7 protein-coding genes and 1 tRNA gene are annotated in these 13,957 nt (G+C 50.1%); 5 read left to right on the forward strand and 3 right to left on the reverse strand.

Annotated elements, in window-relative coordinates; translation table 11 throughout:
* The first annotated feature begins 26 nt into the window (after positions 1-26).
* The 5 genes from HQ48_RS02220 (at position 27) to purL (ending at position 11,070) form a co-directional block, all read left to right on the forward strand.
* The gene (locus HQ48_RS02220) at positions 27-797 is read left to right on the forward strand and encodes a tetratricopeptide repeat protein (protein ID WP_044231492.1); all 771 of its coding nucleotides are present in this window, start codon (positions 27-29) and stop codon (positions 795-797) included.
* Positions 794-1,510 carry a phosphatase PAP2 family protein gene (locus HQ48_RS02225; protein ID WP_044231493.1) on the forward strand — a complete coding sequence of 239 codons (717 nt, stop codon included), beginning with the start codon at positions 794-796 and terminating at the stop codon, positions 1,508-1,510. The genes HQ48_RS02220 and HQ48_RS02225 overlap by 4 nt, the downstream gene beginning before the upstream one ends.
* 1,040 nt (positions 1,511-2,550) lie before the next feature.
* On the forward strand, positions 2,551-5,304 hold the full coding sequence (locus tag HQ48_RS02230) for a leucine-rich repeat protein (protein ID WP_044231495.1): 2,754 nt from the start codon (positions 2,551-2,553) through the stop codon (positions 5,302-5,304).
* An 886-nt stretch (positions 5,305-6,190) separates the two neighbouring features.
* Entirely contained in the window at positions 6,191-7,213 is a 1,023-nt protein-coding gene (locus tag HQ48_RS02235) for a M23 family metallopeptidase (protein ID WP_044231496.1), read from the forward strand.
* A gap of 152 nt (positions 7,214-7,365) precedes the next feature.
* A complete protein-coding gene (gene purL / locus HQ48_RS02240) occupies positions 7,366-11,070 on the forward strand; it encodes a phosphoribosylformylglycinamidine synthase (RefSeq protein ID WP_044231497.1) in 3,705 nt (1,234 codons plus the stop codon).
* A 78-nt stretch (positions 11,071-11,148) separates the two neighbouring features.
* On the opposite strand, the gene HQ48_RS02245 is transcribed toward purL, so the two are convergent.
* The 3 genes from HQ48_RS02245 to HQ48_RS02255 form a co-directional block, all read right to left on the reverse strand.
* Positions 11,149-13,209: a S9 family peptidase gene (locus HQ48_RS02245; protein WP_081969688.1), complete on the reverse strand. Its 2,061-nt coding sequence runs from the start codon at positions 13,207-13,209 to the stop codon at positions 11,149-11,151.
* Between the two features lie 19 nt (positions 13,210-13,228).
* The gene (locus HQ48_RS02250) at positions 13,229-13,612 is read right to left on the reverse strand and encodes a VOC family protein (RefSeq protein ID WP_044231498.1); all 384 of its coding nucleotides are present in this window, start codon (positions 13,610-13,612) and stop codon (positions 13,229-13,231) included.
* Positions 13,613-13,780: 168 nt separating this feature from the next.
* Positions 13,781-13,858 (reverse strand) — tRNA-Val (locus tag HQ48_RS02255).
* Between the last annotated feature and the right edge of the window lie 99 nt (positions 13,859-13,957).

Here is a 13,957-nt window from a genome sequence, read left to right on the forward strand (position 1 = left end):
TAGACAGCAAATAAATCCTATCGAAGATGACGAATCGTTTCATATATCTCTGCCTAGCCCTATTGGCTATGCTCAAGACCACTACCTACGCTCAGCAAGCACTACCATCTGCTAGCGAGGCTTTCGCCCAAGGCGACTATGCCGAAGCTGCACGCTACTACCAAGAGCAAATAGCAGAGAGCAACACCCCAACCTCCGATATGCTCTACAATCTAGGCGTATGCTACACACAGATGGAGCATCTCCCCGATGCTATCCTAGCCTACGAGCGAGCGCTCTATCTAGAGCCAACACATCAACTGGCTAGACACAACCTCGGGCTACTATACAAGCAGATCAAAGGTGGAATGGGAGATGGTCGAGGGCTAATGACACGCTGGGCCGATCGCCTATGCTACCAGTTCACGATACAGACTTGGGCGACTATCGCCCTTGCGACCTTTGCCTTGATGCTTCTCGCTCTAGGCTCCTTCCTCATCTCTAGAGTGCTGACTCGTAAAAAAATCTTCTTCTACTCCTCTAGCCTACTTGCACTACTCTGCCTCGTGGCCAATGCCTGCATACTGCACCAGTGGTACTACCACAAGATGAGCCAGTCACAAGCTATCGTACAGCAGGGACAGCAGCTGATGTCTACCCCCGAGGCGGAGGCTGTGGCAATAGCCGAGCTCCACGAGGGGACTCCAATCGGCATATTGACAACTAAAGAAACGGCTAGTGAAGTACGCCTGCCGGACGGGCGGACTGGTTGGATAGCAAATACAAGCTTTACACGAATCTTACCAATCAAACAATGATATTTCTCAATCTAACGCCTCCTCTTATACCGGGCGAAGTCGGTATTCTCAAAGCTATCAACGGCTGGCATAGCCCCATAGCCGATGCCTTTATGTACATGATATCCAATACCGGAGCTTGGATACCTGTAGTAGCCGTGCTGCTGTATTATCTTTTCTATCGTAAGCCATGGCAAGAAGCCGTGCTATTTATCTTCTGTGTAGGGCTATGCATCTTGATCTGCGACAGGCTAAGTGCGGGCTTCTCCAAACCATTCTTCGCAAGGCCACGCCCGACACATCTAGAGGGCTTGGGCGACTTGCTCCACATCGTATTCGGATACAAAGGGGCTGCCTATGGCTTTTTCTCTGGTCACGCCTCCAACTTCATCGCCGTAGCAATGCTGATGAGCCGAACGATACGAGATAGACTTACCTCATTCCTTATTTTCGGCGTGGTCTTCATCGTAGCTTATAGCCGTATGTATCTAGGTGTACATTTCCTCTCCGACATCTTGGTTGGCTTTGCCGTAGGGTTGAGTACTGGTTATCTAATCTCTCTGCTTCATCAATGGCTGCGCCAGCGCCTCTCGCCTCTAGGGCATCGCCCCTCACGTGAGGTATTCGCTCCAAGGCTTGCAGCTTGGCAGTTCACACTCGTCGTCTTCCTCCCCGTACTACTTGCCTACTCTTGGCAGGTAGCTCGTATCTTGAAGATGGTGGGTACCTACTAAGAGCTCTCTTACTTTATAGACGAATGTGTATGTCGTATGAAGAGGGTGTGCCCATAGTATACAAACTGCTCAAGCTATTTGCGACATTTGTTCCGTACGGATTTCGTTGTCGGCTTTAGGCCACTTACTCTAGTATATCCCTCATCAGCTTCGACCTAAGCGCCCTCTAGCGCACGATACTTGGCCTTGGGGTAGCTGGAGTAAACGCCGCTCTGCCCTCGGCCCACACAATTCCTGCATTTTACACATTCTGAAGCATCTAAAAGAGGCTGTGCTGAAATTTAATTTTGGCACAGCCCTTTTCTTATTTTTGTCGAAGGACAGCGATAGACTATTTCTATTAATCCACGTTACCCTAGATCAGATTAAGCTCAACGGTACAGACACTGGTAGGCTCTGAAGCAGATCATTCGTCATCTCTTCCGTTAAAATACGTAAAAATACCTCTCTAAAATTGAGGCTCTCAGGGGGAGCTCCCAACAAAATTAATAGAGCATCTGCCTAAATTGAAGGGAAGACTTTTGCCGATTGGTGGACTCATGTGTCGTACTATGTCCACCAATCCCAAGCAATTGATGGGAAGAAATACCGAAACGTATCGCTCATGGAGATACATCAACTAGGAAGATAAATATATCTACCTAAATAACAATCAGTTAAAAACACACGATATAGAGGACTTTTTTGATTGGCTAAGGGGATAAGAGCGGACACAAGGTCAAACGCAATATAGCGCCCTCTAGGGGACAAATATGAGATCTAACCAATAAAGGCTCTTCATCTAGGGTGCTTGGCAGAAAGGAGCTCAAATAGCCCTCGAAGTGTTAATTTTTCACAATAGAATTAGCCAATCGCCATACGTACGGATATCATCGTCTGTAGAGGTGTATGTTGTCAAACCAAAGTGCACTGCATTTGTAGCAGTGCACTTTGGTTTGACAACATACACTTTTGAGTTAATTGCATCAATTTTAGGATATTGTTTCCTACTTTTGCAGAGTGTACAGCAATGTTGCTGTATCGACCTAATCTTAGAGAAGATGAAACAAGCTACTATTTATGCAAGAATTGTGCTGATAGGGTTTATTTGCCTAGTATCCCTATCGAGATGTCGCTACGACGATAGAGACATATCCTCTAGAGTGAATGACCTAGGCGAACGTGTAGACAAAGTGGAGAAGAGGCTAAGTGAGCTAGAGAAAATAGCAGCCGTACTCAACGCCGACATCAAAGAGCTCCAAAGGCTAATCGCCTCAATGAATACCGGCGACTACATTACCTCTGTCACTCCAATCAACGAAGGGGACAGAACAGGCTACCGCATCCAATTCGCCAAAAACAAAGCCATTGACATATTCCATGGCAATCAGGGCTCTACCCCAAAAATTGGCGTGATCCAAGAAGGATCGACCTACTACTGGGCTATCGACGGCCAATTCCTCCTCGACTCAAACCGCAACAAAATCCCAGTAAGAGGGGAAAAAGGTAATCCAGGCGAGGCGGGTAAACCCGGAGCTGACGGAGTAACGCCTCAATTCAAAATCGAGCAGAACTATTGGTACGTTTCGTACGACCATGGCAAAAACTGGACAAAGCTAGGCTTGGCAAAAGACGACACACCCAACCCGAGCCCTAATCCTAACCCGAACTCTGGACTATTTATAGATCTGAAGGAAGAGGTCGATTTCGTCTACCTGACAATCAAAGGTGGCACAGTACTGAAGATCCCCAAAGGAGAGGGCCTCAGGCTAATCCTAGGGCGCACTAGCCCTATCCGAATGCAGCCCAACAAGAAGTACGAGATCTCGTACTCTATCATCGGAGGGGACACCAATACACAAGTAGAGGTCATGGCACAAGATGGCTACAAGGCCATACTCCACAAAAACACCGACACCCAAGGCATCATCGAGGTGACCACGCCACACATCCTTGTAGATAGCCGTGTACTGGTCTTCGTAAGCGACGGCAAGGGATATACTCGTATGCAGGCCATTGTCTTCGCTCAAGGCATGCTAAGCATACATCAGCATGTACATACCATAGGGCACAAGGGCGGCGAGATCTCCATTGATCTAGATACAGATCTCGGGTACAAAATCAAAATCCCTCAAGAAGCCGAAGCATGGCTCAAGGTCCGTTTCTCGGGGCTACGCTCTGCTGTCAGAAAAGAGAGAATTGTCGTGGAGGCCAGTGCCAACGACGGCAAAGCAAGCAGATATGCTACGATCACCCTAAGCAGCGAGGATGGGGACGAGCTTGAGCACATCAGCATCATACAGCACCCAAACCCAGCCCTTGCTCCCGAAGACGGTACCGCTATCATACTTGGCGATATTAAGCTCGTCTATATGGAAGATGAAGGAGGCTACTGGATCAGCAGTTGGGGTAATCCGCCAGCAGTCCTAGACATTGAGGCACTGCCAGCTCTCAAGGGCTACGACGTCATCGGCTGGGAGGAAAACGTCTTCCGTGGCCATACTCATTTCACATCGATTCGTATACCACAGGGCGTGCGTCGGGTGGTCGGCTTCTCTCGCTGCCCCAATCTTACCCGAGTGAGCATACCCTCCTCCGTTGAGGTCATTGGCAAAGATGCTTTCTCCTTCTGCGCCAGTCTAAGTGACATTGAGTTTAGAGCACCAAGCCAGCTGATAGAAATTGAAGGTGGAGCCTTCAGAGGTTCTGGCCTGCGTAAGATCACAATCCCCAAGGGTGTGGTCGAGCTAGGCAAATATGCGTTCGCAGACTGTGGCAAGCTCAGCCGCATCGACTTTGCTCCCTCTAGTGCACTCAGTAAGATTGGCTCAGATGCCTTCTATGGCTGCCGAAGCCTTGAACGTATAGAGCTACCAAGCTCTCTCATGGAGATCGAGAGCCGTGCGTTCGCTGGATCGACCTCTCTCTCCGAGATCGCATTCGCTACATCGGGCAAACTGACTAAGATAGCCAACGGTGCCTTCGCACGCCTTCCTAGGCTAACACATCTCAATCTACCCGATGGGCTAGAGGAGCTAGCAGGATTTAACCAATGTAATGGACTTAGGAGTATAGACATCCCTGCCTCCGTACGCAGTCTATCGGGCTTTGATGGCTGTGCCAACCTATCCAAGATTGAGTTTGCCGAGCAAGGACGCCTGACTGACTTATCTGGATTCGATGGGTGTACCTCACTACTCGACATCAACATACCCAATACAGTGACCGACCTCTCGGGCTTTGCACTGTGTCCCGGTCTAGAAGAAATCAATATCCCTGAGTCCGTAACCTCGCTTGAAGGCTTCGACGAATGTGTCGCTCTGAAGAAAATTCGCTTCTTGGGGACAAGCCAAGTGGCATCTATCTCTGGCTTCAAGGGGTGTATAGCCCTAAAACAGGTCAATATCCCAGCCTCCGTGACCGAGATGGACGCCTTTGACAACTGTTCTTCGCTCGATCGGGTACACTTCGCCGCAGGTAGCCAGCTAAGCGACCTCTATGGATTTGCCCTATGCACGAGTCTCAAGTCTATCGACATTCCAGCCTCTGTAAGCAACCTAGGGGGCTTCTCGGGTTGTACTAGCCTGACGACCGTAGCTATACCCGCCAATATCGCAGGGATTGCAGGCAATGCTTTCGAGAAATGTCGCAACCTCGTATCGGTAAGATTCCTATCTGCTGAGCCATTGGATCCAGCACCTCAATTCCTAAGTATCCTACCAGAGGCTACCCAGATCGAGGTTCCAGAAGCGTCTATACCAGCCTACAAGGCCGCTTGGGCGGCCTATGCCGAGCGCATCATAGGCTTCCAATAGTAGCACTTATGTAGATCCGCTCCCAAAGAACAACACTCATAGACTGAGCTTCATTTTAAGCATTCTGAAACACCTGAAAGGGGCTGTTGCAAAACTCTTTTTGCGGCAGCCCCTTTTGTATGAATAATTAAATAGCAACTTATAATTCTACTGAATAATTAGATATTCTCAAGCGAGGGGAAAGAATACCTCTCGGGTATCGCCCTTTCATCTTTTTGGTTAAGAAACGTAAATGAACCACACAGACAATTAGGCTAGCCGATTAGTCTGCCGTAGAGGATCAATAGGGCTTTTATGGAAAATTGAAGGACTAATTGTGTAAGATTGAAGGACTAGCCTACCAAGATATGTCCTACAATCACCAAGGATTGATGGGAAGAAATAACCCACAAGGCGACACGAATATATAAAACCCACCAGACAAACACGATAAAACTTTAATTATTAGCCACTTAAAAAATCGCGTTTTAGGCAGCTGTTTTCATTCGACTGCAAGTGGATTGCCCAAACAAGGTCGAGCTATGTCTGGCGCCTCCTAGGGGGCAAATACACGGTCTAATCCTTTTTGCCCTTCCAAACAAAATCGCACCATCAACATTCTGAAAAGTGGACGAAAATATAAATCCTCTAGGGAGCCGAGAATAAGCCAAACCTCTGGGGTGAGGTCGCCATTTGAAATAAAATTCTTTAACATGAATTACTAAAAATTATTGGTGTATTGATTGTTTTTATCTATCTTTGTTTCCGATCTTTGGGTTCGCATTTTCATAGTTCCTACCGACTAACCCTTTGAATAGGAGCTTTGGACGAGGATTTGGGGATCAGAAGCCAATGCCAAGAGAGGCGTGGGCTCATTATTGTTTTTTGTTTAACGTAACAGATTAGTATGACAAAGGAATCACTGATTGTGTTATGCGCATCTTTGTGTCTGAGCTTTAGTCTGCCTCAGAGTGCAGAAGCCCAGAGGGGGCGCCCTCAGACACCTAGCAAAGAGGTACGCAAAGCAGATCAAGCGCACCCCGTAGCCGATACTACGATGTTGTCCGGCGATCGTATGCTGATGGCAGACCGGGTTGAGATCCACAAACGGATCAGAGAGCAAAAAAAACTCAGAGATGGAGGTCTCAAGGAGGAAATTAAGGAGGGGGTTAGCATGCAGGAGCTTGATGCTCCGTCTGTTGATCTATATGGCGAGGAGTCTTGGGGGCACACTGTGAACCCTTTCGCTGGGCAGAATACCAATATCCCAGACAGCTACAACATAGATTTGGGAGAGTTCGTAATGCCAATTGAGAAGCGCCAAGTAACCTCGTGCTACGGCTATCGTCGCAGATTTGGTCGTATGCACTATGGTACCGACCTCAAGGTACATATCGGCGACACTGTACGGGCTGCGTTCTCTGGGAAAGTGCGTATTAGCTCCTATGAGCGAGGCGGCTACGGCGTCTATGTAGTGATGCGCCACACCAATGGTTTAGAAACGGTGTACGGCCACCTAAGTCGCTCGCTCGTGAAAGAGGGAGCCATCATCAAGGCTGGCGAACCCATCGCTCTAGGGGGCAACACGGGCCGCTCGACAGGGCCTCATCTACACTTCGAGGCTCGTTTCATGGGGATTCCACTCAACCCAGAGGAGCTATTCGACTTCGTAGAGGGTGTACCACGAGTAGATACGTACGCATTCAAGAAGTCGCAAGCCAGACCTACTGGCACGGCTAGGTATGCTGCCCGCAAGACCAAGGGAGCTTCGTCCGCCAAAGACATTCGCACCCACCGCATCACCAAGGGCGATACACTAGACGGCATCGCCAAGCGCTACGGCACCACCGTGCGCAAACTAAGACAGACCAATGGACTAACGAGCAAAAGCCTGCTCAAGCCGGGCAAGAGCCTGCGCATACCGAGCTAATGCTCCATATAGATAGATATAATTAATGTATAGAACCACGTGGTACTCCCCCATTGCAGGAGATGACACGTGGTTCTATCTTTCTTTAGACAACATTATAGACGTATCTTTGTAAGCATAATTTTCTTAACTCATATAACTCTGATTGATTCATGAAGATTAATTTCTTCCGTAGCCCTTCGGGCTCAGTTCTTGCTCTGCAGGCTTCGCAACCTCTCACAAGCGAGGCATTAGAGGCACTCAACTGGCTATTCTCTGGCGCAGAATACCTCGATGTAGACCATATAGAAGGCTACTATGTAGGCCCTCGTCGAGAAATGATCTCCCCATGGAGTACCAATGCAGTAGAGATCACGCAGAATATGAACCTCTCGGGGATTACACGCATTGAGGAGTATTATCCTGTCGCTGGAGCAGACGCCGAGTATGATCCTATGCTCCAAGTACTATATTCAGGCCTAGATCAGCAACTATTCCATATAGACAGATCTCCAGAGCCTATTCGCTACATCGAGGATATCAGAGGCTACAACGAGGCAGAGGGGCTAGCTCTGAGCGATGATGAAATCGGCTACCTTACAGAGGTGTCGCAGCGCATCGGTCGCCCCCTAACGGACAGCGAGCTGTTTGGGTTCTCTCAGGTGAACTCGGAGCACTGCCGTCACAAAATTTTCGGTGGCACCTTCGTTATCGACGGAGAGGAGCGTGAGAGTTCGCTTTTTGCCATGATCAAGGCAACAAGTGCAGCTAATCCCAACTTCCTTGTTTCGGCATACAAAGACAATGTAGCTTTCGTTTCGGGGCCACGCATCGAGCAGTTTGCACCAGCTTCGGCCGACCAACCAGATTACTTCCAGACCAAAGAAATAGATAGCGTCCTGAGCCTCAAGGCCGAGACGCACAACTTCCCCACGACGGTAGAGCCCTTCAACGGTGCTGCCACTGGTACAGGCGGCGAGATCCGTGACCGTATGGCAGGCGGACGAGCCAGTATCCCTCTAGCGGGAACGGCCGTCTATATGACCTCCTACCCTAGAACTAACGGAACACGAGCATGGGAGGCACACACCAAGGAGCGTCCATGGATCTATCAAACACCTAGACAAATCCTAACTAAAGCCTCCAACGGAGCGAGCGACTTTGGCAACAAATTCGGTCAGCCACTAATCTGCGGATCCGTACTTACCTATGAGCATCAGGAGAGCCCCGACAGCCCAAGCTATGGCTTCGACAAAGTCATCATGCTAGCTGGCGGTATCGGCTTCGCTCGCAAGGAAAATGCTCTCAAGGGCGAGCCCAAGCAAGGCGAAAAAGTCGTACTGCTTGGCGGCGATAACTACCGCATCGGCATGGGTGGTGGTGCGGTTAGCTCGGTTAATACAGGGCAGTTTGCGGGAGCTATTGAGCTGAATGCAATCCAGCGTGCCAACCCCGAGATGCAGAAGCGTACGCAAAACGTCATTCGTGCGATGGCAGAGCGTGACGACAACCCCATCGTATCTATCCACGACCACGGTGCTGGCGGACACCTCAACTGCCTATCCGAGCTTGTAGAGGCTACGGGTGGACGTATCGATATGGACCGCCTGCCCGTAGGCGACCCTACCCTATCGGCTCGTGAGATCATCGGCAACGAAAGCCAAGAGCGCATGGGGCTACTCGTAGGCGAGGAGCATATCGACACACTGCGCCGTGTGGCCGAGCGTGAGCGGGCCCCTCTCTATGTGGTTGGCGAAACAACGGACGATATGCGTCTGGTCTTCGCCAAGGACAATGGCGAGAAGCCTATCGACCTAGCTCTATCGGATATGTTCGGCAATTCGCCCAAAACCATCATGCAGGATAGTCGTGTCGAGGCACACTATGCAGCCCCTCAATACGAAGCTCGAGAGCTTGAGAGCTACATCGACAATGTGCTACGCATGGAGGCTGTAGCTTGCAAAGACTGGCTAACAAACAAGGTAGATCGCTCTGTGACTGGCCGTGTGGCTCGCCAGCAATGCCAAGGAGAGCTCCAGCTCCCTCTGAGTGACTGTGGAGCTATGGCACTCGACTTCCGTGGCCGCTCTGGTATCGCGACCTCTATCGGGCATGCCCCAGCAGTAGCACTTGCAGACCCTGCTGCTGGCTCTGTCGTAGCAATAGCTGAGGCCCTAACCAACATCGTCTTCGCTCCACTGACGCACGGCCTCTCCGGTGTATCGCTCAGTGCCAACTGGATGTGGCCCTGCCGCAACGCAGGCGAGGACGCTCGTCTATATGATGCCGTAGAGGCAGCAGCAGACTTCGCCATTAGTCTAGGCATCAATATCCCCACTGGCAAGGATTCTCTCTCGATGACGCAGAAGTATCCCGATGGGCAGCCAAGCGTCATCAGCCCGGGAACTGTGATTATCAGTGCTGCGGCAGAGGTAGAGCAAGTGAAGAATATCGTTTCTCCAGTGCTTCGCCTCGAGCCAGACACCTACGTTTACCACATTGATTTCAGCTTTGCTCCACTAGCCCTCGGTGGCTCTGCCTTTGCCCAAAGCCTCGGTCGTGTAGGAGAGCAGGTACCGACCGTAGAGGAGCCTGAGTACTTCCGTGATGCCTTTGCGGTAGTACAAGATCTAATCCGCCGTGACTTAGTCCTCGCAGGGCACGACATCTCGGCCGGTGGTCTTGTCACAGCACTTTTGGAGATGTGCTTCGCCAATACTAAAGGAGGCCTAGAGGTAGATCTCAGCCAGATTGCAGAGCAAGATCTCATCAAGATCCTATTCGCCGAGAATCCGGGTATATTAGTTCAGGTGCGTGACACCGAGGCTGTCGAGGAGGCACTACGTAGCGCAAGTATCGGCTTCGCTCGTATTGCCCGCCCTACAGAGAGCCGTGAACTAATCATCAAGCATACTAGCCAAACACTCAAGCTCGACATTGATGCCAAGCGTGAACTATGGTACGAGTCTTCCTACCTCATGGATCTACATCAGACGGCCGAACCACAAGCCCAAGCACGCTATGCCAACTACAAGCATCAGCCCGTGGGCTATACTTTCCCTGCTGGCTTCACAGGCAAGCTCAAAGATCTTGGTCTAGACCCAGACCGCAAGACTCCAAGCGGTGTGCGTGCAGCCATCGTACGAGATAAGGGGACCAACGGCGAACGTGAAATGGCTTACGCCCTATTCCTCGCTGGCTTCGACGTCAAAGACGTACATCTAACCGACCTGACAAGCGGTAGAGAAACACTAGAAGATGTACAGATGTTAGTCTTCTGTGGCGGCTTCTCCAATAGTGACGTACTAGGCTCTGCTAAGGGTTGGGCGGCAGGTATCCTATATAACGAGCGAGCTAAAGCTACGATCGACCGCTTCTATGCTCGTCCCGATACGCTCAGCCTAGGTATCTGCAATGGCTGCCAGCTCATGGCAGAGCTTGAGCTACTCTATCCTGACCATGAGCTCAAACACAAGATGCAGCACAACGAGTCGGGCCGCTTCGAGTCTAGCTTCGTAAGCCTAGAGATCCCAGAGAACAAATCCGTGATGCTCGGCAATCTATCGGGCTGCAAAATGGGTATCTGGGTGGCTCATGGCGAAGGTAAGTTCAGCCTCCCCTACAGCTCCGACCGCTACAACGTGATCGCTCGCTATGCCTATGACGCTTATCCTGCCAATCCTAACGGATCGCCAGAGGGCATCGCAGGGCTATGCAGCATGGACGGCAGACATCTAGCTATGATGCCGCACCCAGAGCGTGCAATCTTCCCATGGCAATGCGGCTACTACCCTGCGGATGCCCGTGAGCTCCACGAGGTAAGCCCTTGGATGCAAGCCTTCCGCAATGCTTACCTCTGGTTAGCTGAGCGCAAATAAGCCTAAGATTCCTACACAAAAAAGGGGCTGCACCGATTGATTGTCGGTGCAGCCCTTTACTATTGAATAAGTGCTTTGCTACTTCTTAAGCCACTTGTCCAGCCAGCCAAAGTAGGTGCGCTGCCAGAGCAGAGCGTTCTGTGGGCGGAGGATCCAGTGGTTCTCGTCTGGGTAAACTAGGAGTTGGCTAGGAATACCACGCAGCTGAGCAGCATTGAAAGCAGCCATGCCTTGATCTGCTAGGATGCGGAAGTCCTTCTCTCCGTGGATCACTAGGATCGGCGTGTCCCACTTGTCTATAAACTTATGTGGCGAGTTGGCGAATGTACGTTGAGCGACCTTATTATCTCTCTCCCATGGCGCACCACCCATATCCCAGTTTGCAAACCACATCTCCTCTGTCGTGAGGTACTGCATCTCCATGTTGAAGATACCCGCATGAGCGATGAAAGCGGCAAAACGCTTCTCGTGATTACCAGCTAGGTAGAAAGTAGAGAAGCCACCATAACTCGCACCAACACAACCAATGCGTTCGGCATCGACGTATGGCTCTTGCTTCATTTGGTCTACGGCAGTCAAGTAGTCACGGATATTCTGTCCGGGATAATCGCCACTAATCTGTTCATTCCAAGCCTTACCGAAGCTAGGCACACCATGGCGGTTAGGAGCGATGACGATATAACCCTGCTCTGCCATTAGGCGGAGGTTCCAACGGAACGAGAAGAATTGGCTAACCGTGCTCTGTGGCCCCCCTTGACAATAGAGCAGAGCTGGATATTTCTTGTTCTTGTCAAACCCGGGAGGCAGTACAATCCACACGAGCATATCGCCACCATCTGTCGTCTTCATCCAGCGTTTCTCTACGGTCATCGGTGCTAGTCGCTCCATAGTTGCCTTATTTTCACAAGTAATCGCTGTCGCTTCACCCGTCTTGAGATTCACCCGATAGAGGTCGGTAGGCTCTAGCATACTCTGGCGACCAGCCAACATTTGCCCCTGCTCCACTTGGAATGAAGTATAGTTGTACTGCCCTTGGGTAATCTGACGAATCTTACGGTTTTTGAGAGTAATCTGATGTAGGTGCGTTTCTGCCTTGACACAGCTCTGGAAGTATATGCTCTTACTATCGGCCGACCACTGTGTGTGCTCAACATCGCACTCAAAGCCTTCGGTTAGCCAAGTCTTCTTCCCCGTCTTGAGATCCATTACAAACAAGCGTTTCAAGTCGGCCTCATAGCCGTCGCGCTCCATACTTGTCCAGCTGATCTGCTTGCCATCGGGAGAGAAGACAGGGTGTGTATCATAACCCATCATACCTTCTGTTATATTTTGGGTTTTGCCAGTTGCTGTATCGTAGATGTAGATATCGCTATTGGTCGAGAGGCTGTAGGCAACGCCAGTCTTCTTGCGACTTGCGTATGCGATGTTCTTCCCGTCTGGGCTCCATGCCACATCTTCGATAGGGCTAAAAGGCTTCATTGGTGCTTCGTAAGGCTCGCCTTCTAGAATGTCCTTACCCGAAGTAATAGGGCTATTGCCTAAATCAGCAAAGAAAATGTGTGGGATAGTTTCCACCCATTCGTCCCAGTGCTTATACATCAGATCATTGATCACACGCCCTGTGGCTTTGGGCAGGTCGGGATAGAGATCAGCAGTAGACTTACCAAACTTAATTTCCTTGACATAAAGCACTCGGCTCTCATCTGGAGAGATGATATAGCTGCTAATTCCACCCTCTATATTGGTGAGCTGACGGCGATCGCTTCCGTCTGCAGCCATACTCCAGAGCTGCATAGCTCCGCTCTCTGTACTAAGATAGCTGATACGTCCGCTCTTCATCCAGCGAGGGCTGTACTCTCCAGCCGTCGTCTTGGTGAGCTGAGTGCGCCCCTGCCCGTCAAGGCCTACACGGAAAAGTTCTGTCTGACTTTTGTTCTCCTGAATGCTTGGGAAACTAACGGAATAAACGACGCTCTTGCCATCGGGAGAGAGCGAGGCATCGCCTACGCGAGCCATCTCGAGCAGGCGTTCGGGCGTCAACTTCAGATGGTTTGACGAAGCAAATTCGCACTGCGCTGTAGCCGAGGCTCCAATTGTAGAAGCTGCTACGGCAGAATAAAGCATTTGTTTGAATGTCATAATGTGATGAAGCTATTATTTACTTATACTTCTCTGGGAGGATCTCGATCCAGTAGCCATCGGGATCGGAGATGAAGTACAACCCCATGTCGTGATTTTCATAGCAGATGCAGCCCAGCTCTCGGTGATAGGCACGTACCTTATCGTAGTTCTCAGCTACACGCATACAGAGATGATACTCCAAGTCCCCAAGGTTATATGGGGTTGCTCTATCTCGTAGCCATGTCAGCTCAAGCAAGAAGTGTCCATGGCTATCGCATAGATAGACAAGGATAAAAGAGCCATCACTGGCTTCCTTACGGTGATGCTCCTTGAGTCCAAGAGCTTCTTCGTAAAACTTGAGCGAACGCTCGAGGTCAAAAACATTAAAGTTGAAGTGCTCGAATCTAGCTTGTATATCCATAATTCTTCATTTGAGTTTTGTCGGCTCGACTATCGTGCTAGAGCCATTGATTGCAATCCTCCACAAACTTACACAAAAAAAGGATAATCTTCTGGCCTATACATTCATAATGATTAGGGATACACTTAAGACAAAAAGAGGACGACACGTCTGTGTCGTCCTCTTGATTGGTGGGCCCAATAGGATTCGAACCTATGACCCTCTGCTTGTAAGGCAGATGCTCTAAACCAGCTGAGCTATAGGCCCAATCATCGCCTTTTGTCCTTCGACGATGCAAAGGTATAATCTTTTTCTATATCCACAATACCCCAAGTGTATTTTCCGAGAAATTTATTGAGCGACGAA

Origin of the sequence: Porphyromonas sp. COT-290 OH3588, from assembly GCF_000769075.1 — a bacterium.
Classification (GTDB): Bacteria; Bacteroidota; Bacteroidia; order Bacteroidales; family Porphyromonadaceae; genus Porphyromonas.